General features: G+C 40.3%; 26 protein-coding genes. 15 read left to right on the plus strand and 11 right to left on the minus strand.

Annotated elements, in window-relative coordinates; genetic code table 11:
• The 8 genes from KV40_RS13050 (at position 1) to KV40_RS13080 (ending at position 6106) form a co-directional block, all read left to right on the plus strand.
• Positions 1 to 675: a HupE/UreJ family protein gene (locus tag KV40_RS13050; RefSeq protein ID WP_036482062.1), complete on the plus strand. Its 675-nt coding sequence runs from the start codon at positions 1 to 3 to the stop codon at positions 673 to 675.
• A 129-nt stretch (positions 676 to 804) separates the two neighbouring features.
• Positions 805 to 1758, plus strand: coding sequence for a WD40 repeat domain-containing protein (locus KV40_RS13055; RefSeq protein ID WP_253274248.1), 954 nt, complete (start codon positions 805 to 807; stop codon positions 1756 to 1758).
• A gap of 140 nt (positions 1759 to 1898) precedes the next feature.
• Positions 1899 to 2153: a hypothetical protein gene (locus tag KV40_RS13060; protein ID WP_036482066.1), complete on the plus strand. Its 255-nt coding sequence runs from the start codon at positions 1899 to 1901 to the stop codon at positions 2151 to 2153.
• Positions 2154 to 2206: 53 nt separating this feature from the next.
• Positions 2207 to 3178, plus strand: a complete 972-nt coding sequence (locus KV40_RS13065) for a GTP-binding protein (protein ID WP_036482068.1) — start codon at positions 2207 to 2209, stop codon at positions 3176 to 3178.
• An 83-nt stretch (positions 3179 to 3261) separates the two neighbouring features.
• A complete protein-coding gene (locus tag KV40_RS13070; protein WP_036482070.1) occupies positions 3262 to 3690 on the plus strand; it encodes a nuclear transport factor 2 family protein in 429 nt (142 codons plus the stop codon).
• Positions 3691 to 3696: 6 nt separating this feature from the next.
• Entirely contained in the window at positions 3697 to 3846 is a 150-nt protein-coding gene (locus tag KV40_RS34895) for a hypothetical protein (RefSeq protein ID WP_156114030.1), read from the plus strand.
• A gap of 181 nt (positions 3847 to 4027) precedes the next feature.
• The gene (locus KV40_RS13075) at positions 4028 to 5212 is read left to right on the plus strand and encodes a pyridoxal phosphate-dependent aminotransferase (RefSeq protein ID WP_036482073.1); all 1185 of its coding nucleotides are present in this window, start codon (positions 4028 to 4030) and stop codon (positions 5210 to 5212) included.
• Positions 5213 to 5281: 69 nt separating this feature from the next.
• Positions 5282 to 6106, plus strand: coding sequence for a hypothetical protein (locus KV40_RS13080; protein WP_036482076.1), 825 nt, complete (start codon positions 5282 to 5284; stop codon positions 6104 to 6106).
• 39 nt (positions 6107 to 6145) lie between these two features.
• Here KV40_RS13080 and KV40_RS13085 read toward each other — a convergent pair whose 3' ends face one another.
• From KV40_RS13085 to purE, 3 genes are all read right to left on the minus strand, one after another.
• A complete protein-coding gene (locus KV40_RS13085; protein WP_371260780.1) occupies positions 6146 to 7078 on the minus strand; it encodes an o-succinylbenzoate synthase in 933 nt (310 codons plus the stop codon).
• Between the two features lie 108 nt (positions 7079 to 7186).
• Positions 7187 to 8080 (minus strand): beta-carotene hydroxylase, encoded by an 894-nt coding sequence (gene crtR, locus KV40_RS13090; RefSeq protein ID WP_036482588.1) that lies wholly within the window; start codon positions 8078 to 8080, stop codon positions 7187 to 7189.
• A 129-nt stretch (positions 8081 to 8209) separates the two neighbouring features.
• On the minus strand, positions 8210 to 8734 hold the full coding sequence (purE, locus tag KV40_RS13095) for a 5-(carboxyamino)imidazole ribonucleotide mutase (RefSeq protein WP_036482082.1): 525 nt from the start codon (positions 8732 to 8734) through the stop codon (positions 8210 to 8212).
• A gap of 279 nt (positions 8735 to 9013) precedes the next feature.
• Between purE and KV40_RS13105 the strand changes: the two genes are divergently transcribed.
• Positions 9014 to 9472 carry a GNAT family N-acetyltransferase gene (locus tag KV40_RS13105; protein WP_036482088.1) on the plus strand — a complete coding sequence of 153 codons (459 nt, stop codon included), beginning with the start codon at positions 9014 to 9016 and terminating at the stop codon, positions 9470 to 9472.
• Here KV40_RS13105 and KV40_RS13110 read toward each other — a convergent pair.
• Together KV40_RS13110 and KV40_RS13115 are read right to left on the minus strand one after the other, a co-directional pair.
• Positions 9441 to 9917 carry a GNAT family N-acetyltransferase gene (locus tag KV40_RS13110; RefSeq protein ID WP_036482092.1) on the minus strand — a complete coding sequence of 159 codons (477 nt, stop codon included), beginning with the start codon at positions 9915 to 9917 and terminating at the stop codon, positions 9441 to 9443. The genes KV40_RS13105 and KV40_RS13110 overlap by 32 nt on opposite strands.
• A gap of 26 nt (positions 9918 to 9943) precedes the next feature.
• On the minus strand, positions 9944 to 10246 hold the full coding sequence (locus tag KV40_RS13115) for a hypothetical protein (RefSeq protein WP_036482095.1): 303 nt from the start codon (positions 10244 to 10246) through the stop codon (positions 9944 to 9946).
• A gap of 16 nt (positions 10247 to 10262) precedes the next feature.
• Between KV40_RS13115 and KV40_RS13120 the strand changes: the two genes are divergently transcribed.
• Positions 10263 to 11069 carry a class I SAM-dependent methyltransferase gene (locus KV40_RS13120; protein ID WP_052055615.1) on the plus strand — a complete coding sequence of 269 codons (807 nt, stop codon included), beginning with the start codon at positions 10263 to 10265 and terminating at the stop codon, positions 11067 to 11069.
• Positions 11070 to 11129: 60 nt separating this feature from the next.
• Here KV40_RS13120 and KV40_RS13125 read toward each other — a convergent pair whose 3' ends face one another.
• The 4 genes from KV40_RS13125 to KV40_RS13140 form a co-directional block, all read right to left on the minus strand.
• Positions 11130 to 12083, minus strand: coding sequence for a hypothetical protein (locus KV40_RS13125; protein WP_036482097.1), 954 nt, complete (start codon positions 12081 to 12083; stop codon positions 11130 to 11132).
• Positions 12084 to 12311: 228 nt separating this feature from the next.
• Entirely contained in the window at positions 12312 to 13301 is a 990-nt protein-coding gene (gene dusA / locus KV40_RS13130) for a tRNA dihydrouridine(20/20a) synthase DusA (protein ID WP_036482098.1), read from the minus strand.
• Positions 13298 to 13945: a transcription antitermination factor NusB gene (nusB, locus tag KV40_RS13135; RefSeq protein WP_036482100.1), complete on the minus strand. Its 648-nt coding sequence runs from the start codon at positions 13943 to 13945 to the stop codon at positions 13298 to 13300. The genes dusA and nusB overlap by 4 nt, the downstream gene beginning before the upstream one ends.
• 79 nt (positions 13946 to 14024) lie before the next feature.
• The gene (locus KV40_RS13140) at positions 14025 to 14765 is read right to left on the minus strand and encodes a DUF502 domain-containing protein (protein ID WP_036482103.1); all 741 of its coding nucleotides are present in this window, start codon (positions 14763 to 14765) and stop codon (positions 14025 to 14027) included.
• Between the two features lie 277 nt (positions 14766 to 15042).
• Between KV40_RS13140 and pgl the strand changes: the two genes are divergently transcribed.
• Together pgl and KV40_RS33365 are read left to right on the plus strand one after the other, a co-directional pair.
• Positions 15043 to 15762, plus strand: a complete 720-nt coding sequence (pgl, locus tag KV40_RS13145) for a 6-phosphogluconolactonase (RefSeq protein ID WP_036482104.1) — start codon at positions 15043 to 15045, stop codon at positions 15760 to 15762.
• Positions 15763 to 15857: 95 nt separating this feature from the next.
• Positions 15858 to 17021 (plus strand): FHA domain-containing protein, encoded by a 1164-nt coding sequence (locus KV40_RS33365; RefSeq protein WP_036482107.1) that lies wholly within the window; start codon positions 15858 to 15860, stop codon positions 17019 to 17021.
• A 51-nt stretch (positions 17022 to 17072) separates the two neighbouring features.
• Here KV40_RS33365 and KV40_RS13155 read toward each other — a convergent pair whose 3' ends face one another.
• On the minus strand, positions 17073 to 17750 hold the full coding sequence (locus KV40_RS13155) for an S-layer domain-containing protein (protein ID WP_036482109.1): 678 nt from the start codon (positions 17748 to 17750) through the stop codon (positions 17073 to 17075).
• A gap of 164 nt (positions 17751 to 17914) precedes the next feature.
• On the opposite strand from KV40_RS13155, the gene KV40_RS13160 reads away from it, so the two are divergent.
• Together KV40_RS13160 and KV40_RS13165 are read left to right on the plus strand one after the other, a co-directional pair.
• Complete coding sequence (locus tag KV40_RS13160; RefSeq protein WP_036482111.1) at positions 17915 to 20113, plus strand: transglycosylase SLT domain-containing protein; 2199 nt, start codon at positions 17915 to 17917, stop codon at positions 20111 to 20113.
• Between the two features lie 22 nt (positions 20114 to 20135).
• Positions 20136 to 20618, plus strand: a complete 483-nt coding sequence (locus KV40_RS13165; protein WP_036482113.1) for a hypothetical protein — start codon at positions 20136 to 20138, stop codon at positions 20616 to 20618.
• A gap of 27 nt (positions 20619 to 20645) precedes the next feature.
• On the opposite strand, the gene tenA is transcribed toward KV40_RS13165, so the two are convergent.
• Positions 20646 to 21329 (minus strand): thiaminase II, encoded by a 684-nt coding sequence (gene tenA, locus KV40_RS13170; protein WP_036482115.1) that lies wholly within the window; start codon positions 21327 to 21329, stop codon positions 20646 to 20648.
• A 138-nt stretch (positions 21330 to 21467) separates the two neighbouring features.
• Between tenA and KV40_RS13175 the strand changes: the two genes are divergently transcribed.
• On the plus strand, positions 21468 to 22187 hold the full coding sequence (locus tag KV40_RS13175) for a superoxide dismutase (RefSeq protein WP_036482117.1): 720 nt from the start codon (positions 21468 to 21470) through the stop codon (positions 22185 to 22187).
• Positions 22188 to 22378 lie beyond the last annotated feature (191 nt).

Raw genomic sequence — 22378 nt, forward strand, 5'->3', positions numbered from 1 at the left:
ATGAAAACAGCAAAACATAACTCACTATTACGCAATCTAGTAATCGCTACCGCGATCGTCGGTGTCGAATTTGCGATCGCCGCACCCGCTTTTGCCCATCATCCCCTCGGTGGCAGAATGCCCGCCAATTTTTTTGAAGGCATCATATCTGGCTTGGGACACCCGATGATTGGCTTAGACCATTTAGCTTTTATCATTGCTAGCGGTTTGATGGCGGTGGCAATAGCTGGTGGAATTATAGTTCCAGTGGCTTTTGTAGTTGCTACGGGACTCGGTGCGGGAATTCATTTAAGCGCGATCGATTTACCCATTCCCGAAATAGTTATTGCTGCTTCTGTAGTGCTGTTTGGAGTGTTACTCGTTATGCAAAACGCTCGCAGACCAACTGATAACCACACCATAACTATAGCTGGACTAGCGGCACTAGCTGGTATATTTCACGGTTACGCCTACGGAGAAGGCATTTTGGGCGCGGAACCCACTCCTTTAGTAGCGTATCTCATTGGTTTTAGCGTAATTCAATTGGCAATTTCTCTGGGAATATATTTGGTTGTTAGTAAAGCAGTCGGTCGCGTATCTCTCAAACATCTTACTCGTTTTGCTGGTGGCGCGATCGCTGCGGTCGGTATCGTGTTTCTTTCTACGGCAATTTTAAATTATCTATCGTATGTATAGATAAGATTAAATATAAATGAGGTAAGAAAAATCGTAAAAACTACTGCCAAAATACAGTTCAAACTAAAAGATAAACAACAGTTATCCGAATATATTAGAGATTTAACTTGGTCGCCTGATGGTAATTGTTTGGCGATCGCATCTGCTGGCGGAGAATTGGCTTTATGGCAAGAAGACACTATAGATTTACTTGCTTCAGATACTAATTATTCTTTGGACTGTGTAGGTTTTTCTGCCGATGGACAATGGTTGACAACGGCAGGACAAGCAGGAGAAGTAAAAATTTGGCATTTAGCAACTTCTGCTAAATTTGAATTAACTACTACTCTCGATGGCGGTACCGCCTGGATCGACTCCCTTGCTTGGCATCCCCAAAAGAATCTTTTAGCTTTTGCTGTTAATCGCCAAATAAAAATTTGGGATGCTGAAACTAAAGAAATAATTGCCAGTCTCAATTTTGATGTTTCTTCAGTCTTTAGTTTGGCTTGGCATCCTCAAGGAAACTTACTCGCCGCTAGCGGACACGGTGGGGTAAAAGTTTGGCAGAGTAGTGACTGGCAAGAAAAACCATATCTGCTAGAAGTTCCTGGTGCTAGCCTCGACTGTGCCTGGTCTTTTGACGGCAAGTATTTAGCTTCAGGCAATCTCGATCGCACGATTTCTATACTCCGTTGGGATAATCCTCCTCCCTGGTTGATGCAGGGGTTTCCTGGTAAAGTCAGTCAGGTAGCCTGGTCACAAGATCGACTTCAACCATTATTAGCAGCATCTTGTCAGGAGGGAATTGTTGTCTGGCAGTTTAACCAAACAGCAAAAAATTGGCAGAGTCATATCTTACCACATCAAAAAACGGTACGGGCGATCGCTTTTTCACCTGATTCTTCACTGCTGGCTTCTACTGGCGATGATGGCTGTATTAATCTGTGGCAACAGGGCAAAAAACTTGTCCAAACACTAAAAGGAGTTGCTCAAGGTTTTTCCAGTTTAACCTGGCATCCTACAGGCACACATTTGGCAGCAGGAGGACAGAATGGAGAAGTAATAATTTATCAACAATCTTTTGCTAGTAAAGGATTTGGTTGAAAAAATTTATCTTAAGACTATTTTAGAAAGCTTTGGTGTAACAAATTAAACTTCTTAGATTTTTTTAAAGCGATAGCATATTCTTACCTACAAGTTAAGAATTTATCTGTCAACAATCTTTTGATTTTCTACCTAAGATTATGGATTTGTTTGCTAAATCTAATTACAAAACTAATACAGAAAAAATCGCCCAAATTAAAGCTTGGATTTATCAAAAATCGGAGATAGATACGAAAATACCTATTTCCATCAATCAACTTCAGTGTCACGAACCTAATTGCCCTCCTATAGAAACCGTTATTGCAATAATGACTACTCCCCCAAAGCAATACAAAATTCACAGATCGATATCTTTAATTACTGAAGCAGATATAAAGCAAATTTTAGAAAGTTAATACTAAAAGCTTTTGAGGCAAGCTAAAAACTGTTATAAATATTTAACTTAATTATGATTGCAACTATAGAAAAAAAATCCGTACCAGTTACCGTTTTGACTGGTTATCTTGGTGCGGGTAAAACTACATTATTAAATCGCATTTTAACTTACGAACACGGCAAAAAGGTGGCAGTAATCGTCAATGAATTTGGCGAGGTTGGCATCGACAATCAGCTAGTTATTGATGCCGATGAAGAAATCTTTGAAATGAATAATGGCTGTATCTGCTGTACGGTGAGAGGCGATTTAATTCGGATTATTGGTAACTTGATGCGACGGCGCGATAAGTTCGACCACTTAGTTATCGAAACCACAGGACTTGCCGACCCCGCACCAGTAATTCAAACCTTTTTTGTCGATGAAGAAATTCAAACTCAATTAAATTTAGATGCGGTAGTTACCGTCGTCGATGCCAAACACATCCAAGATCATTGGGACAGCGACGAAGCACAGGAACAAATTGCTTTTGCCAACGTAATTTTGCTCAATAAAATCGACTTAGTTACTCCAAAAGAATTAGAACAATTAGAGCAAAAAATTCGTTCGATGAACGGGATGGTAAAAATCTATCGTACCCAAAATTCGGCGATCGCAATGGATTCCGTACTTGGAGTTAAAGCCTTCGATTTAGAACAAGCCTTAGAAATCGAACCAGAACTACTAGTAGAAGACGCACACGAACACGATGAATCTGTTGGATCTTTTGCGATTGTCGAACCTGGAGAAGTAGATCTCGAAAAATTAAATAAGTGGCTAACCGAGTTACTGCAAACTCAAGGACCAAATATCTTCCGCATGAAAGGCATTCTCAATGTTGCAGGAGAAAACAACCGCTTTGTCTTTCAAGGAGTCCACATGATTTTTGACGGCAGACCAGATCGACCTTGGCAACCAGAAGAATCTTGTAAAAACGAACTAGTATTTATCGGTCGCAATCTCAATGCCGAACGGCTGCGCCAAAATTTCAAATCTTGTCTAGTTTAAAGCTTAGAAAAAATAACGATTATTAACTCACTTCAAACTTTTACTACTAGCCACTAACCACTAACTACTAACTATTCCTCAAAATGGAAACCAAACCGCCACTACCACCATTTACCTTAGAAACCGCTAAAGCCAAAGTCCAAGGTGCGGAAGATGCCTGGAATACTCGCAACCCCGAAAAAGTGGCATTAGCATATACTGTTGATTCTCAATGGCGCAATCGTGCCGAGTTTATCAACGGCAGAGAAGAAATTATTGCTTTTTTAAAGCGTAAGTGGGCAAAAGAATTAGATTATCGCCTTGAGAAAAGACTTTGGAGTTTTATGGACAATCGTATTTCTGTTTGTTTTGAATACGAATGGCATGACGACGGGGGTTTTTGGTATCGCGCTTATGGTAACGAAAATTGGGAATTTGCCGAAAACGGCTTGATGAAAAGAAGAGAAGCCAGCATTAACGATGTTCCTATAAAAGAATCAGAAAGAAAATTTCTCTGGGAAAGAAAGCCATAAGTTTAAATGGTTTTTAGCGATCGCCGATTCAATAATGGTCAGACGCTAGAGCAATTTTGGGGTGCGCTACAAGAGCATCAAGAGATTCCCCTGCGTTTGTCCCAACGGAACAAAATCTCAAAGTCCGATGAATTTGGTAATGTAAAAGTAATCTAAGTCAGTCGCGATCGCCTATCAGCGATAGTTACAAATCAGATCGAACAAGATTTAAAGCAAAAGCGATCGCGCTTAAGAAAGATTGGCACTTCAAATATCTTTAATTAAAATCTTACTTGCCTGGTCATTTCCAGAGAAAATATCATCATGGATTCAATTTAACTAAGCTGACCGAGATTAGATGTCTGAGGCAAAACTAAGATTTAATTCAAATTCTCGCATGGAGGCGGTACAGTCGCCTTTAATTCCCGTAATTGGCGAACTAATCCGTCAAAATCCAGGTACGATTTCTTTAGGACAAGGAGTAGTATCTTATCCTCCTCCCCCAGAAGCGATCGCCTATATTCAAAAATTTCTCTGCGATCCTCTCAACCACAAATATCAAGCCGTAGAGGGAATTTTACCTTTAGTGACGGCGATCGCCACAAAACTAAAAACAGAAAATCAAATTGAAATCGGTCAAAATAACTGCGTTGTTGTGACGGCAGGGAGCAATATGGGGTTTATGAATGCTGTCCTCGCTATCACTGCGGCAGGAGATGAAATTATTCTCAATACTCCCTATTACTTCAATCACGAAATGGCAATTACGATGGCGAATTGTCAGCCTGTTTTAGTAGCTACCGACGCTAATTATCAATTGCAACCAAAAGCGATCGCTGAGGCAATTACCGACAAAACTAAAGCTGTAGTGACTATTTCGCCTAATAATCCTACAGGAGTGGTATATTCGTCATCGGCATTAGCAGAAGTAAATCGACTCTGTCGGGAACGAGGAATTTATCATCTTAGCGATGAAGCATACGAATATTTTACTTATGATGGCGTAAAGCATTTTTCTCCTGCTTCTCTAGCTAATAGCGATCGCCATACTATTTCTCTATTTAGTTTATCTAAAGCTTATGGCTTTGCTAGTTGGCGTATTGGCTATATGGTAATTCCCCAACATTTATTAATGGCAGTTAAAAAGGTGCAGGATACCAATCTGATTTGTCCACCTGTGGTTTCTCAATATGCTGCTTTAGGTGCGATCGAGGCTGGAGTTAGCTATTGTCGAAATTATTTAACAGATATAGCTTTGGTGCGCGAACAGTTACTGCAAAAATTAAGCACCATTAGCGATATCTGTACGGTAGCACCCACAGCAGGAGCGTTTTATTTCTTTCTCAAAGTAAAAACCAAAATTCCCGATCTGGAGTTAGTCAAACAGTTAATTAAAAACTATAAAGTTGCGGTTATTCCTGGTAGTACTTTTGGTATGCAAGATGGTTGCTATTTACGAGTTGCCTACGGTGCTTTAGAGTCATCTACGGCGGTTGAAGCGATCGCACGATTGGTCATGGGTTTACGGCAAATTTGCCAATAAATTTCTGACTAAAGTAAGTAGCTGGGTGAAATTAACAGCAGGATTTGGATTTCAAGTATATAGTTAACAATGTCTAGTCATTATTACAATCATGTCGGATGCATAAATTGTAAAGATCTCTCGTCAATTGAAATTTCTCTGACAGAAATTTTGGGGAAAGAAAACTTTAAAAGAGTTGACAAGATTACAGAAGATTTATTTACGAGAGAGGTTGCATATTCTTACGATTTGCTTAGTAAATTAATTCGTAACTTTCTGATAATAGGGTTATTTCCTGGTAATTATGGTTGGACATTTATCAAAACGCTGCCAAGAGAGTTTTTTTGTCGCCGAGGCGATTGCAGTACTCAACCTAGATTAGCCACCCTTGCTAATAAAATTAATTACCAAGCTTTTCATTGGAGTGTTTACAGAAACTATTTCGGAATATTGTTAGAAGTCAGCAAGCAAAGTGAAATTTACGTTTCTGGTAATTATCCTACAGAATATAAATTAGAGGATGAACTATTCTATCAGGAACAAATTAATGATAATTCAACTTGGAAATTTCATTTAATTAAAGTATCAGAAGAACTTAAAGAGGCAATCAGACCAGAAACGAAGGAAGAATGGCAAGCAATAGAAGCTAAATTAGCCGAACTCGAAAAGTTGTCCAAGCAAGGTATAATCACTCAATTTGCCGAAGAAGATCTTCTTATAGGACATGGAGCAATGTCCGAACGTGCTTTGTGGCGGTACTTTGGGAATTCTTCCCAATACTGGGGAGGACACTTTTATTTAGCCTATTCTGAGCAAGAAGAAATTGAAGCTAACGGAGGTAAAATACTGTATTTTAAAACGCCAGAATATTATCAACATATAAGAACAATTGCTTATGTAGAGGGAAAATATTAGTAAAAACATGTAGTTTTATACAGACTTTTAAACAACTACTTAAAACCAATGATTGACTCCAAATCCAACGGCGCGGCGGTTTGGTAGTTTTGCAGCTAAATTTAATACTGCTTGACGACCAATTTCGGTTTCAAACACCGAGGAAAAAACGACATCGATCGCCTTGTCCTGACAAAAATCTAGTAGGCGACTTGGATAACCCATAATTGCGGCTTTGATAACGTAAACCCCCTGCCAACCTCGTTTATAGGCTGTTTCAAGCTGGTTGAAACTAGCTACAGATTCATCTAAGGCGATCGCTGTAGAATACTCTTTACTTAAAGACAGCATTTCAGCAAAGTCATTGGGAGATAGAGGTTGTTCGATAAACTCTACCTTGTTGCTTGCTTCTGCTACTTGTAACCATTGCCGCGTTTGCTGACTGTCTAATCCTGCATTAGCGTCCAGTCTTAGTTTGCTCTTTGGGGGTAAGGCTGCTACTAATTTTTGAAAAATAGCAATTTCTTCGGCAATAGATAACACGTCAATTTTCCACTTAAACGTACTAGGGTAAGGTCGCTCTAATTCTTGCCAGGCGGTTAGAGCTTTTGTTCCTGCGGGTAATAAATAGCAGTAATCTAGATCGATGCCGCTATCGCTATTTTCTTTTTCTCTTAAATTTAGTAATGCCGACTCAAAAGCAAACTGACAGGCAGGCAGGCAATCGCCAATTTGATAAATTTTAGCAGTAGTAATAGTCGAATCAAATCGTTGACAAAATTCTAATCCCTGCGCCAGAGTTTCCGAACCAAAGTCAGGGAGAGGAGCAATTTCACCCCGACCACTTTTACCACTTTCGTCTGTCAGGCTAACAATAATTCCTTCGCGCACTCGCCAAGTACCTTTACTAGTTTGCAACGGTTGGCGAAAGCGGCGTTGATAAGTATCGAATTGAAACTTATAGATTTTATTTGCGGCTTTCAGTCTCCTTATCCCCTATTTTTGCAGTAATTTTGTACATCTCGATCGAGCGTTAACTACTAACCATTAATAAAAACCGTCATAATTATCCTTCAGACATAGTCAAATTTAGCAATTGACTCAATCGTCATTTTTCTGTTGATGACGATGAAAACGTATGCCTAGAAAGATATCGTACAGAAATCCTAAGAAATTTTTACCATCTAACAATCCTAAAGACTGTTCGCACCCTTTGGCATCTAAAAGAGATTTAGTTGCATAATAAGCTGGCTGATATTTGTACCAGGGAATGGAAGGCCAAAGATGATGTACCAAATGGTAATTTTGTCCCAAAATTAATAAATTTAGTATGGGACTGGGATAAACTCTGGCATTTTTCCAGCGATCGCGCTGTTGAAAGGGACGATGGGGCAAATAATCAAAAAATAATCCTAATGTAATACCTACTACCAGTGCTGGTACAAACCAAAAATTCATCACGTAACCAATAAAACCATAGTGAATACCCAAAGCGACAACTGTTATTAAAAACAACCTACTGAGAAACCACTCTAATAGCTCGTATTTACGCCATAAACGCCGTTTAAAAAAGAAAATTTCGTGATAGAAAAACCGCGCTGCAATTAACCATAAAGGTCCACCTGTAGAAACATAATGATCGGGGTCATTTTGAGGGTCGTTAACGTGAGCGTGATGCTGTAGGTGTACCCTGGTAAATACAGGAAATGCAAATCCTAGCATTAGTGCGCTGCTGTGTCCCAAAATAGCATTAACAATACGGTTACTGTGCGCGCTATTATGAGAAGCATCATGAATAACCGTTCCCGACAGGTGTAGTGCCAGAACGTTAGCTGAAAAACAGCACCAGTCGGGAAAATTCCACAACCAGTAACCACAGGTCGATAAGCTCAATAGCGCGATCGCCGTAATGGTCATTAAAACGTTGGGATTGAATCCTCCTGGAGGTTTGAGATACTCCTTTGGCACTGTTCGCAGCGTCAAAACCGACTGCATTTTAGTTTTTTGCTCCTCTAAGTCTTCAACTAAATATAACTTTGCTGAAAGGTAGTTTACACTACTATTCAATCGGGGTAAAGATTTGTAACAAAATCTAATCTTTTTGGTATTACTTTATAAGAAAAACTACATTTGTGCTAGGTAATCTCGATAACCGAGTTCATTTAATCGCTCCTGCTTATCTCGTACTGACTGAGATAAGTTTTGGCGATATTGTTCTACACTCTGCTGTAGTTCTACATTATGAGTAGCCAAAATTTGTACCGCTAATAATCCAGCATTTTGAGCATTGCCAATTGCCACTGTAGCTACGGGAATTCCCCTCGGCATTTGAACTATTGAATAAAGAGAATCTAAACCCTGCAAATGTCTGGTAGCAACTGGAACGCCAATTACGGGTAAAGGAGTGAGAGCGGCTACCATTCCTGGCAAATGTGCCGCACCACCCGCTCCAGCAATAATTACTTTAATACCCCTATGATGTGCTTGTTTGGCATAAGTCACCATATATTCGGGAGTGCGGTGCGCCGAAACGATTTCTATTTCACATTCAACTTCAAATTCTTCGCAGATAGCGATCGCCTTCTCCATTGTCGGTAGATCCGAATCGCTACCCATAATTATGCTGATTTTTGCTGTACTTTCACTCACGTTTAATTTGACTGACAAATTACCAACTATTAATTATCGAATAGCCAGGTCAAAAGATGTTAGATCGTATGAGTTCTTAATTTTAACTTTAGAATTTGTTAGCAGTAAGGTTAGTAACGCTACGCTAAAGTCAAAAGTCAAAAGTCAAAAAAGAAAAAGCAAAAGTTTTAAGCTACGAGGCTTTCAAGTTTTTTGAATAGTTACTTTACTTACACCATAGTCTACTAGAGCGATCGCAATTTTATCAATTTTCATTTTGTAGAAACTTATCGTTAACAAATGCAAAACTTTAATATCCGTATTGCTATCAAAAACGATCTACCGACTCTCAATCGTCTCTATGCAGATATGGATGATAAACCATTAATGAGCGAAGAACAAATAACAAACATTTGGCAGAAAATACAGCAAGTTCCCGAATATTATATTTATCTAGCTTATTTAGAAGAACTGGCGATCGGTACTTTTAGTTTGTTGTTTGTACCGACAATGATGCACCGAGGTTTTCATAAATCGGCTTTTCTAGACGCTGTTACTATTGCTAGTGACTATCGAGGGCAAGGTTACGGCAAACAAATGATGCGTGAAGCATTAAGAATTAGTGCTGAAGCTGGTTGTTATAAAGTTACTCTTTCTAGTAATCTGAAGCGCGATCGCACTCATAATTTTTATCAATCATTGGGCTTTAAACAACACGGCTGGAGTTTTAGTTATCTACTTCAGCGAGTGAAAGTGTAAAAATGGGTAAATAGCGATTTGAAAAAGTATCAGATTTTCTTTTACCTACAAATTTTGCACCAACTTTAAGATAAAAATCTTTTGTATTAGGATTTCCAAAAATTACCATGTTTTGTTTTTTTAGTTTGCGAGATATAAACTTTGCATGTTCGATTAACTTACGACCATAAGCTTGCTTAATACAAGATGGTTCTATAAACAAAGCATCTAATTCAATATCTGCTGTATTTATAAATAATTTTAATGAATAAAAACCTAAAATATTATTTTCGTCTTCCGCTACAAAAACGTAGTTATTTTGAATATATTCTTTGGAATAAGTAATTTCTTGCCAACAAGTATCAATGAACTTCTGCGAATATCCCCAGTAAGCTTTCAATCGCAGTGCTAAATTACTAAGAAGTTTTGATTCAGAAGCTTTTGCTTTTCGTATTTTAAAAGTCATTTCGATCTAGACATTTTAAAAGCAATTTATTTTTCGGGTTTTGATGCTGTTGTTTGTAGTTCCAACAAGCCAACGAAGCCGACAAAGAAAGTATAAATGCCATAGATTATAAAATTCTTATGACGAGAACTTGCTTTTCTGGCAGCGATCGCACCTTCAATTAAATGACCTATTAAAGCAATACTTGCCAACCACACAACAGGAATAAGTTCATCAGGCAAAGAAGCATCAGTAAACTGTAAATATATCTGCCATATTTCTAAACCCAAAGCGCAGGTAATCAGAATAGTAGATGCTATCTTGATAAAAGAGAATAATTTTTGCTTCATTGCTTAATAGATCGTTGTGACAATTAACGACAATCCGACTTTACTATCTTGTTTGAGGTTGCTTGTAGGCTTATTTATCGGCAAAGAAAACCTCAAACTATATGATACTCTCGATTGGCAAGGAGCGAGCGATCGCTTTTCAGCTATAGATTTCGACTATCCTCAATACTACACGAGTAAAGATTTTCATGGCATTCAAGGCGGATATTTGAATCCTATTGCACCTGTAACTTATAATGCCGTAACTCGCTTTGCCGCACCACCTAATGAAATTAAGCTGCGTCAACAGGCGATCGCTAAAATTAAAAACCAACCGCAAAAAATTCTCGATCTTGGTTGTGGTACGGGGAGTTCGACTTTAATCTTAAAACAAGCATTTCCCGAAGCGGAGCTAACTGACTTAGATATTTCACCCTATATGTTATTAGTAGCCGAACATAAAGCCAAACGAGAAAATTTGACTATTCACTGGCAACAAGGATTAGCAGAAGCTACAAGTTTTTCAGACGCTGAATTCAATTTGATTTCAGTTGCTTTTCTCTTTCATGAAACTCCCGTACATATTTCTCAGGCAATATTACAAGAATGTCAAAGATTACTAAAGCCTGGAGGGCAGATTATTATTCTAGATGGTAATCAACAAAGATTGCGCCATGTTAACTGGCTGATTAAATTATTTCGCGAACCTTACTCTAAAGTCTATGCAAACGAAAGTGTTGATGACTGGCTACTAAATTCAGGTTTTCAACAAGCGCAAACTAGCTATGCAGGTTGGATTTCTCAAATAACTACTGGGTTTAAATTTGTTAATTATTCCCTATAGCTGAATTGGGATAATTTGCTCAAATATGTAAAAAGCGAAACCGAATGTTCTATAAATCTATTAAAAAGGCTCAATTGAAATAGGTTCATCTATCTGCTTGGCATCAACTGGAGGAACAAAGATAAATGTTTTGCTATTCACTGACGGTAATCTTTTTATTTGAATAGCATTTTCTTTTATAGCAAGATTTATTCCATTTTCTTGACCATAAAGATGTACAGATTCTATAGCGGCTGTGTCAGGTTTAACGTAGGCAGTTACTTTAAAATTTTGCTTCCGCGCAAAATATTCATAAGTTTCGTATTGAGTTTGAGCTATAGTTTTGAATTCACTTTTTACTTCTTTGTAATTAGCTTGCAGTTCTGATTCTATAGCTTGAGTTAATTCAGCTTTTGAAAGATTCTGCCAATTACGATCGCGTTTCGCATTATTTCTTAGTTCCAAGGATAAATTAGTTAACAAGCCAATAAAAAAATCATCTTTATAGCCAGTAAAATCTTCATGACTCATGACAGAATATATCTGTCGCTTGCGGTCATAAATCCATACTTTGCTGCCATTTGAAACAATAATATATTGTGTACCTATCGAACCGTCAGAGCGATGAAACGTTATCTGAGAGCGAATTTTATTTGGTGCTTCCATAATTGTTTTTTCAGCGCGAACACTTATGCTACCGCCATCAAAATCACCAGTTATTGTTAGTTCTGACTGCATTAAATAGCGATCGCTTGCCAAAAAGTTACCTAAAGCTCTAGATAATAAATTTATACTTTTTCTTTTTAGCTCCCAAGTACATAGTTCCCGATCGAAGTCCTGAGAGTCGCAAAATTGCTCGATAGAATTTGAATCTAGTGCCTTAACTCCTGAAATATTTAGCAGTAAGATTGGCACTAAAATAAATATATATTTGTATTTCATTAAACCAAGATTTAGTAATTTTTCTCCACCATCTTGGCGTGTTAGATTAGAGTGAATGGCGATCGCGATCGCAACAATTAAAGCTAATACCAATTCTCAAAAGTAACTGGAGAGTTTGTACGAGCAAATAATTTTGGAGACAGGAGACAAAAGACAGAATACGCAGGGTATACAAAACTTATTTTTAGTAGAAAAAATTTTTCTATCTATTTAGCTGCTAATGAAAATTAATATAAATAACCTAACAATTTCAGTCGCCATCCTAAAAACAGAGGTGTAGTGTTGGCGTAAAAATAGTAGAAAACAAAGCAGCAATCGAACTTAAATCTTAACTGGCACTTTTGCCAAAGCCGCACTAATCGTTACAGAATTCGATCCAGCTAAATGAACTCGTTCGCTAAGATAGCGTTTCCAGGCTTTAGTTCCTGGCTGTCCTGCAAATAGCTGTAGCATGTGACGGGTAATTGAATTTAGTCTGACTCCTTGGCTTAAGCAGCGATCGATATAGGGAAGCATAGCTTCGACAACCTGATGGCGAGTAGGTATTTTAGTATTTTCGCCATATATGTCTCTGTCTGCGGTAACAAAAAGATAGGGGTTGTCATAAGCAGCACGTCCGACCATTACCCCGTCTACAGACTGCAAATGCTCTTTAATTTGTGCCATTGTCGTAATTCCCCCGTTGATTTCGATAAATAGCTGGGGAAATTCCTGTTTAAGTCGGTAAACATCTTCGTAGCGCAAGGGGGGGACATCGCGGTTTTCTTTGGGACTCAAACCTTGTAGCCACGCTTTACGAGCATGAACGCTAAAATGCTGGCAGCCTGCTTCGGAGACAATTCTGACGAATTCTTTCATATCTTCGTAGCGATCGCGCTCGTCAATACCGATACGATGTTTTACAGTTACGGGTATGTTTGTCGCTTTTTGCATCGCTGCTACTCCAGCAGCGACTAATTCTGGTTTCGCCATCAAACAAGCACCAAAGTTGCCGTTTTGGACTCTAGAACTAGGACAGCCAACATTAAGATTAATCGCATCATAACCCCAATCTGCTCCAATCTTGGCGCACTCGGCTAACTCTTGTGGGTTATCTCCCCCAAGCTGTAAAACTAAAGGTTTTTCTTCGGTGGAAAAATCCAATAGCTTGTGGCGATCGCCATGAGTAATTGCCGCCGTCGTAATCATTTCGGTGTAAAGTACGGTACGACGGGTAATTAAGCGTATTAAATAGCGAAAATGACGGTCGGTGCGATCCATCATCGGCGCAATACTAAGAGGACACTTAATTCGATCCAATTGACTCATCATTCATTTGCGGTTAACTGCTCCTGTTTGTGGCGATCGCTTACTCTCCTCAATACTCCATTAATAAAGCGAAAGCCATCTTCGTCTGAGTAGCGTTTGGCTAGTTCCACTGCCTCGTCGATGGCTACTTTGACGGGGACTTCAAGATACAACATTTCGGCAACGGAAATAACTAACAAGTCGCGGTCTATTTTTGCCAGACGATTTAGTTGCCATGCTACCAGGGCGGCTTCAATTTGTTTTTCAATTTCTTGTCGATTGCGTCTGACAGTAGCAATAATTTCTAAAGCATATTCTCTGACCTGTTCCTGGTTGGTCAGTTCGATAAATTCGGGTAGTTCTGCCGCTACACCCAAACGATTGATTGCCGACTGAGAAAGCTTTAATGCTTCACTCAACATGGCTCTAGCGCGTTCGAGATCGCTGGCGCGAGTTTGGCTGTTTAAGAGACGCTCATCGCCGCGTTTGACTTCTGCCGTTGCGGTTTCCAGTGTCTCTCGCACTTCTGTCGTCAGAGTACGAATAGCTGCCAAAACCAAATTATTTAAATCTTCGGTTTCGAGTTTATTGGTATTAGTTTTAATTTGACTGATGCTTAGTAGTGCCAATTCACGGGCAACACTTCGGGGTTGTTTGCGGAGGGGCATAAAATATAGCGATCGGGCTGTGGCGATCGCGCTGTTTCAACTCGGATAATTAGCCTGTATATTATACAGCTTGAGATTGTTAACTTTCTTCTTCCAGGGGAAAAAATGAAGATGATTTTTCTTGGGATAGGGAAGAATCTAACGGCACCTTACGATAGGCTTTGGGTAGAGAAACGGGGACGGTAGCAGGCGGAGTTCCAGGACTGACGATGCCGCCAGAAATTAAGACTTTAAAGGCATCTTCAATAGTAATTTCGAGATCGATAGCTTCATCTTCAGGGACAATCGCGTACCAGCCCGAGGTAGGATTGGGAGTCGTGGGAATAAAAACGCTAATCATCTTGCGGGATAAATGAGACTGTAGCTGAGAGCTAACCTTTCCCGTAACAAATCCCAGCGTCCAAATACCCTCTTTGGGATATTCAATCATCACCACCCTTCTAAATCTGGATTTGGAATCTCCCAACAGAGTTTCTAGAATTTGCTTGAGTGTTTTATATACCGATCCTGCCAGTGGAATAGCCTGAAGAAATCTTTCGCCAAAGTCCAATAACCACTTGCCGACAATATTTCTTGCCATCAAACCGATGAGCAAAATCATTAGCAGTGGCACTGCTAAACCAATTAAGAAATTGAGTATATTAGTTAAAAATGGATTTAATCCATCAAAAGGATTAATTTGTTTGGGAATGCGAGTGAGAAAATCAATCGCCCAACTAGCCAGGGAAACAGATAGCCAAATCGTAGTGGCCAAAGGAATTACCACCAGCAGACCAGCAATTAAATCGTTTTTTAAATTTTGCTTTAAGCGTTGTAGCACAGAATAATAATCCTAACAACTGAATTTAAACTCAGTTTTATTGATATTTATATTTTAGTTCTAAAACTTGCAAAGAATTGTTGCAACACCAAACCAACTCTTAAAATCTAGGTTTAAAGTGCGAAAATATTCTCCGCACTCTAGTTCTTTAGACAGTGAGCCGCTATCTTATGGCGGCTTATTTTTCGCTCGCTCCAAAATAGATATTGCGATCGGATTGTCTTTAAAATCGGTTCGACTATATTAGATAATATTTTAGAGATGCGACTTTAGAGTGATGAAAAAATTTGTAGAAATTTTACCCGACAAAGCCAGCTTAATCGACCGTAGTTTAGAAATAGTTTTAACCAAATTAAAGTCAACAATAGCAGCAAAAGATAGATGTGCGATCGCCCTGGCTGGAGGCAGCACTCCCAAACCGCTTTACGAAGCTCTAGCCAGTCAGTCTTTACCCTGGGAAAAAATTCATATTTTTTGGGGGGACGAACGTTACGTCTCTGCTACCCATAGCGATAGCAATCAGCTTATGGCACGTCAGGCTTGGTTGGAGAAAGTAAATTTTCCTGCTGAGAATATTCATCCTATGCCAACGGCAGCCAACAACCCCGAAGCGGATGCTAAAAAATATGAAGCCGAATTACGAGATTTTTTTCAAACCGAATCTGAAGTTCCCGTTTTCGATCTGATTTTGTTGGGGATGGGAGATGACGGACATACAGCTTCGCTATTTCCTCATACAGAAGTGCTCAATGTCAGCGATCGCTCGATCGGAGTAGGTAATAAAGACGGGCAACCACGTCTGACTTTTACTATTCCTCTCATTAATCATGCCAATTGTGTTTTGTTTATGGTGGCAGGAGAAAATAAGCGTTCGGCACTCCAACAAGTCTTTGCCGACGAAGCCGATGCCAGGAATTATCCCAGTCGTTCGATCCAACCTCAAGGAGAACTATGGTGGTTATTAGATAAATCCGCAGGAGCGGTATTGGAAAAATAACCCGAATGTATTAATTTATCTGACAGAGTCTTGCTCTAAAATTTTTAAAATTATTTTAAAAATATAGATAGTTAAAACCAATTTTCAAAACACTTATGATCACTTGTCCTAACTGCAATCATCAAAATCCTCAAGAAGCTTTGCAATGCGAAAATTGCTATAGTTCTCTACCGGGAAGTGCTAGTTGTCCTAACTGCGGTGCAGCAGTTCAAACAGACGCTACTTTTTGCGGTCAGTGTGGTTTTAATCTCAATGCTGTAAATCTGGTTCCAGAAACAGAAGTTGCGGAGACAATAGTAACCTCCCAAACAACCCTCAAGCCTGAAGAGCCAGCAGCAGCCTCTACTTCTTCTCCTATGGTTAGCCCTTGGGATGAAGAATCGCCAGCAGCCGAATATGCGCCAGAGAGCGATTTTGTTGAAAGTAGCAATTCGACAGAGTTTATCGATCCAATAGATACCCCTGCGGCTAACAGGGAAGCTAGCGAACCAGAACCAACAATAGTTACCTCACCAGAGGAGCGAGACTTGGAGACTAGTGAAACTGCTTTTGCTTCGTCCGAACCAAACATGAATGGCGAATCCGCAACTGAAACCTATACTAATGCTCCCGTTGAAGACTCGGACCTAGAAACGGAAACATTTGCGCCAGTGGCGATTGAGCCTGAAGCTAATGCCTCTGTTTCAGAACCTCTATCTACTGAAGAATCTGTTATTACTTTTGCCGACGAAAACGAGGAGACTTTTAGCCAAAAGAAAGAACTAAGCTCGACTACAGACGAGGCAAGTTCGGTAGAAGCGGACATGGCAATCGAAGATATAGGAACTTCTGTGGCTGCTTCAGAACTTCCCGACTTCCAAAAGGATACCTCAACTGCTGCTTCAATTTCAGACTCAGACGAGAGCTTCGATTCGGCTACTCAATTGCAATCGAGTAATATTAGTTTGCTACACGTTCAAACCAATACCCCTTTGCTAGTTCCTCCCAATCTAGACCTGATTCATATTGGTAAGCCCAATAATAAAATTCCTCCGGATATAGATGTTTCGGGCTTTGCCCACTCTGAAGTTGTTTCCAGGATTCATGCCGACCTACGGGTAGAAGGCGATATTTACTTTATTGAAGATGTGGGTAGTTCCAACGGAACTTATGTCAACCATACTTCGCTAATTCCTGGAAATCGTCATCGGCTAAGAGCGGGCGATCGCATTTCTTTGGGTAAGGAAGATTTAGTCTCCTTTATCTTCCAGATTGATTAGCTATAGCAAAAGGCAAAACTAAAATGCCTAACCTTTCGACAATTGGCAAAATCAACGTAGAGCTAAATCCGACTCTAAAGTAAGATCGAGATCTTGGTTGGGGTCGATGGAAACTAGCTCTGCTTTCCTTCCCCCTAGTAGTATTCCTGCTAAGGCACCCGCTCCCGCTCCGCCTAAAACTTCCACTGCATTAACATCGCCAAAGATTCCAGCAAGTACGGTGGCTGCCGCTCCGCCAATTGCTGCTCCTTTGAGAATGTCTCCCGTACCCGCTCCTTTTTTTACCGTTTCGGTACGGGTAACAATATCAGAACTAGCATTGATATACTGTGCCGAACCGTCGGGAAACACAATTTCTTCGGCAACAAAACGCGAACCATCGCCAGCGGGTTCGATTTGTCCTACTATTTCACTACCGTAAGGAATTAGTGTTTGCCGATCTCTACTTCTGATATTAGCGGCAACGGTAAGAGTTACGGGTACGGTTTCTTCTTTAGTAACAAGAATTTTTTCTCGCTCGTATTCTACGGGAATAACGACTCCTCTGGGTATGGTTAAGGGACTGTAGCGATCGCGGCTGTCTTCTCGTCTGGGAAAATCTCTTTCTCTTTGAGAAGGAAAAAGCTGCGCCGCAGCAGGATTGGTATTAAACAATGAGGTAACAGCGACCGTATTGAGAGTCAATGTTACTAGTAAGGTGGTTGGTTTAAAGTATTTAGGTTTAAACATAGATCTAACTATGGTATTTGGTGTAGCCTGTTAGAAAAAAAGATCGATACTTACAAACAGGCTGGCGAAATTTGTTTGTTTCGCTAGTAATCTTTTAGACGCACTAAGGAAGATCCTAGTTCCAGAGCGAATGAGTTCTACTCAAAAACAGCGAGCGAAACACAATGCTCAAACCCAAAATGCACCTTAAAATTTGGCAAAAACTTCAGACAGCCTCAACCCTGTCTTTAATAAGTTCGGGATTGCTCATAGCGATTTTGGGCAGTTTGGGATGGCTGGCTATACAAGATGGTCGGTTATTGCCGATTGGTAAATTCGCTCTCGAACGACAGGCGCGAAAAGCTTCAAGTTTAACTACTTTACGCTCTCTACCACCGCAACAGAGAGCAGCAGAGCTAAAAGAGTTAGCTACGGAAACTAAAACTAACGATCGCTATCGCGCTCGCTATTTATTGGCTACAGACTTGCTACAGCAACAGCAAGGAGCGGCAGCTATAGAATATTTACAAGGACTAGAAACAGACTATCCCTTGCTCGCGCCCCAAATTCTTTTAAAACTGGCACAGGCATATCGGCAGGACGGACGAGAAGCAGAATTTCGCCAGACTATCGAACGCCTTAGAGAAAACTATCCCAATTCTCCAGCGATCGCTGATGCTCTATATTTACTAAATCCTCAAGATCGCCAAATTCAACAAGAGTTAATTAGTAAATTTCCCTATCATCCCCGCACTATAGAACTTGCCCGTCAACTTTTAAAGCAAAATCCCAACCGCTTTGAATTGCTGTTGCTACTGGCAAAATACGCTCGCGGCGATAATCTCGATCCGATTCGCGATCGCCTGGTGCTGCAACATCCCGCTCGACTAGAACCCGAAGACTGGGAAGCGATCGCCGATGGTTATTGGCAGGCAGGAGAAAATCGCAAAGCTGCCGATGCCTATACTTTCGCCCCCGAAACCCCACGTAACCTGTATCGTACCGCTAGAGGTTTTCACCTTAATGGCAATATCGATCTTGCCCGCAATGCTTACAAACAAACTATTGAGGAATATTACGACTCTAGGGAAGCAGGATGGTCGCTGCTGTATCTCGCCAGTATTACTGGTGGCGATGAAGCAATTGTCTATTTAGAAAAAGCGATCGCCAATTTTCCAGAAGTCGCGCCGCAAGCTCTGTTGGCTAAAGCCATAATTCACGATGCCTTTGATAAAGATCGAGCAGCTAAAGCTGCCAGACAGGAACTCTTAAATACCTATGCCAACTCCGATACCGCTGCCGAGTATCGCTGGCAAATAGCTTGGCAGTTAGCTTCAGAGGGCAAAAAAAGAGAAGCCGTACGAGTAATGCAGCCCGTAGCTAACTTCACTTTTAGCTTGGATTCTGCTCCCAAAGCCCTATTTTGGTCGGCAAAATGGGCTAAAGAATTGGGAGACTCTCAAGAAGCCAAGCATCTGTGGCATCGAGTAATCGCGCTGTATCCTCAATCTTATTGGGCTTGGCGGTCGGCGGTACATTTGGGTTGGGATGTCGGCGACTTTTCTAATTTGCGGAATTTGAGTCCCGACCTAAAACTAAATCCCAGTTATATACCACTGCCTATGGGTTCGGAAGCCTTACAAGAGCTATATCTTTTAGGTCAAACTCGCGATGCTTGGACGTTACTGCAAGCAGAAATCGAGCGAGCTTCACAACTTTCAGTAGCAGAACAGTTTACCGAAAGTCTGCTGCAACTCGAACTTGGGCAAATAGCGACAGGAATCGAGCAAATTTTAGCCTTGAGAGAAAGGGAAGAACCCCAGGAACGCCAAGAATGGCAGGCTCTGCGACAGACTGCTGCCTATTGGTATGGTTTGTTTCCCTTTGCCTACCAGCAACAAATTTTACAAGCCGCTCGCCAAGAAGCAATAAATCCATTATTAGTTATCGCCGTAATGCGTAAAGAATCAACTTTTAATCCGCAGGTTAGTTCTAAAGTTGGAGCAGTTGGTTTGATGCAAATCGTACCCCCTACAGCCCAATGGGTCGCCGAGCAAACTAATTTATCAGATTATTCTCTGACTAATTCTACAGATAATATCAACATTGGTACTTGGTATTTGGCATACAATCATCAAAGATATAACAACAGTTCTTTACTGGCGATCGCTAGCTATAACGCAGGTACGGGTAATGTCAGTCAATGGCTGCAAAACTACGATATCGCCGATCGCGATCGCTTTATCGAACAAATTCCTTTCCCCGAAACTCAAGATTATGTTGAAGGTGTCTTTGGCAACTATTGGAACTATTTGCGTCTTTACAGTCCTCAAATTAAAGACCGCATCAACCGCGATCGACAGGCTAACTGGATGGCAAAATAACTGCAAGCATAAGTTTAAAGCTATGTTATGGCTTTTAATCATTTTAATTATCTGGAGTAGCTTGCCTCAGCTAGCATCAGCACGGCAGACAAAACCAAACCCGACTCCTGCTGCGGAGTTAGTCTGTTTTTCTGGAGGACGAGAAATTCTAAGAGAGAATATTGTCGCTGGACCCTTTGCCGATGAGTACAAATTTGCTCATGAAGTCAAAGTCAGAGATGAAAGAGGGGAACACAGCATCAATTTTGCTGGTGGATTGTGCATCATCGATCGCGGTGAAGCATCTGTTTATAGAGAACTAAACTTAACTGATGAACTAAGCTGCTATTCTGGAGCAAATGAGGTAGTGTCTTTTAAAGTCTATGGACGAGAAACCACAGTAGATGAATATGTAGAAGGCAGAACTTTTCTAGCCAAGGCTAAAGGCAGTTTTTCTGCCGACTCTTTACATGAATATCTGGTTTTTGGTGGCGGAGCCTGCATCGGTGAGGAAGTATTAAAGTAAACAAGATTTAGTATTACTTTCTAGTTTTTATTTTTTGCTTTTTTTGTTGCCTATTTGCCATCGTTCTAAACGATAAGAACTATCCCAAAATAACCATTCGTATTGAGAAGCTCGATAAAAAACCTGTTTCATTAACTTTAAATCTACAGCAGCAGCATCTTTAGCAGCGCGATCGCAGACATCGATAGTATATTTAACCGAAGCTTCAAAATCTTCATCAACATAAGTATCCAACCATTTTTGGTAGGGATTATTAGCTGTGGCTTTTTGGTAAATATGTTTGCCTACCTCAGAATAAATCCAGAAACAGGGCAAAACAGCCGCGACAATGACTGCAAAATTATGACGGTAAGCCACAGCAGTCAAAAAGTTAGTGTAGCCCAGGCAAGTCGGCGATGGCTCGGTTGCCAGGGCAAATTCCGCAGCAATACCAAACTCGCTAAAAAAATCTTCATGTAAGCTCCGCTCTACAGCGATCGCTTCGCGAGCCATATCGGCAAATTGAAGCTGGATTTCTGGTCGGGGTGCTTTAGCAGCAATTATCGCCAAGACGCGAGAAAATTCACCGAGATATATAGCATCTTGAATGATGTAGTGCTGAAAAACTTCTTTGTTTAAAGAACCTGTCGCTAGCTCTTGCAAAAACGGCATAATAAGAATGGCATCGTAAATATTGCCAATATCTTTCCAAGCTTGGGTAGAAAAGTTCATGGGTTGCTTTGCTCCAATTAAGACAAAGACAGCAATATTAAATCTAACAGCTAGAAAAACAAAGCTTTACTCTCTAAACAATTTAAAAATGATAATTTGATTTAAATACTCCAATTTAATTAAAAATCTCATTAACCTATGATTCTCAATCGTCGAAATTTTTTACTTCTCTTAGGTGCTAGTGGTGCAGCTACCGCAATAGGAACTTTTCCCAAACTGGCTATAGCTCAAAACGAACCAGATGGACCATTTGAGTTACCGCCGCTTCCTTATGATTACGATGCTCTAGAGCCACACATAGATGCCGAAACGATGATGTTTCATCACGACAAGCATCATGCTTCATATACCAAAAAACTCAACCAAGCTGTCAGTCAATATCCCGAACTAACTAGCAAGTCTGCTGAGGATATTTTACGCGAGATCGATAGCGTACCAGAAGATATTGCTACTACTATTCGCAACAATGGCGGTGGTTATGTCAACCATAAGATGTTTTGGGAAATCATGAGTCCCAATGGTGGTGGAGAACCAACAGGGGCAATTGCCGACGCAATTACAGAAACTTTTGGTAGTTTTGAGGCGTTTAAAGAACAGTTTAACGAAGCTGGCAGCAATCAGTTTGGTAGCGGTTGGGCGTGGCTGGCTCTCGATAGCAATAATCAACTAAAAGTTATGGGTATGCCCAATCAAGACAGTCCTTTGATGGAGGGCATGTATCCGATTATGGGCAACGATGTCTGGGAGCATGCCTACTATCTCAACTACCGCAACGAACGTGGTGAATATCTTAAAAATTGGTGGAACGTAGTTAACTGGGATGAAATAAACCGACGTTACGAACAGGCGATCGCCTAGATAGAAAGTTATTCTTAAAGTCTGTAGGCACTAGGTATTTGAATGATACTAAGTAACTAGTGTCTATACAGATCGCAGAGTAGAGCGAGCAAGTACGAAATAATACAAATGTTAAGAATCTTCTTGCTCTATAAATCAACTAATTAAGCGGTTTTAAGATTAAAGAAATAGATTTTTCTTCAAGCTAAGGA

The organism is Myxosarcina sp. GI1, assembly GCF_000756305.1.
In the GTDB taxonomy this organism is placed as follows: domain Bacteria; phylum Cyanobacteriota; class Cyanobacteriia; order Cyanobacteriales; family Xenococcaceae; genus Myxosarcina.